Below are 1075 nucleotides of genomic sequence, written 5' to 3'. Positions count from 1 at the left end.
CCCAACCATTATAAAGGCTTTTTTTATGCAAAGATAAAATTACTGAAAATTTAGATTTTTATAAAGCGTTGAATTATTTTAATGCGACACTAGTGACATTTGATTAATAATAAAGTTAGGTAAATTAAGATTTTCAAGAAACGATCTGGTCACTTCTCCGCCATGTGCTTCCTGGTTCATAAAATTTCCCCATCGTCCTATTGATTGACCAATAATCAGGCTTGGTGCTGCAATATCAGCTATGGTCCAGAAAGAAAGGTTTACTTTCTTAGCATATATAATAGTAAAAAGTGTCGCTCCTAATAGTCCCCCATGTATAGCAATTCCACCTTGCCATACTTTTATAATATCTTGTGGGTTCTTGGAGTAGTAATCCCATTCGAATGCTACATAGTATAAACGTGCAGTAATAATAGCTATAGGAACAGCCCATAAAATCAAATCTATAAAAAGTTCCTTTTTCAACCCCAAACGTTGTGATTCTCTTGTTGCTAGCCATAACCCTAACATCACACCTGTGGCAATAATAATCCCATACCAATAGACTGTAATCGGTCCTAAATCAATTGCTACTCGGCTCAATGGTTGAATCTCCATATGCTACCTCCTCTTGTTTTACAAAAGTGCTAATGCTATTTTATCAAGTGAAAGTGAAGAAACTGTGCAGACACAAAGAAAAGTTGCCGTTTTAACAGCAACCTTTTAATTAAGTATTCATTATCTGCTAATGCTAATAAGTTTAATCACTTTCTTTTCAGCATAAAGTATGTATTATCATTAAAAAGTGAATATGCTTTGTTGATTTAATGGCTAACCCAATACCTATTCATAATTTATTTTCTCATTGATTGAATGTTACCTTTTATAAAATTTACTTAAAAGAATATAATTTAATAGGATTTTACATTAGTTCAGACTTGTGAATTAAATTCCAATTTTATGAAATAAATTTTGTAAAGCGTAAATATCAGTACTTAAAGTAGTAGCATAGGAATTTGAGTTATCCATAATATTCTTTTCATTATAGGTAGTATATCACTAACGTCGCATAAATATTGACTGAATTTTCTGTTTT

Annotated in this window: 1 pseudogene; it reads right to left on the bottom strand. The window is 31.3% G+C overall.

What is annotated here, in order from left to right:
* Positions 1–96: 96 nt before the first annotated feature.
* Positions 97–597: pseudogene (gene lgt, locus AS180_RS21340) on the bottom strand (prolipoprotein diacylglyceryl transferase); the annotation flags it as partial.
* Positions 598–1075: the final 478 nt, after the last annotated feature.

Source organism: Priestia veravalensis (genome assembly GCF_001457055.1).
Taxonomy (GTDB): Bacteria; Bacillota; Bacilli; order Bacillales; family Bacillaceae_H; genus Priestia; species Priestia flexa.
This window is presented reverse-complemented; position numbering and strand designations above follow the sequence as displayed.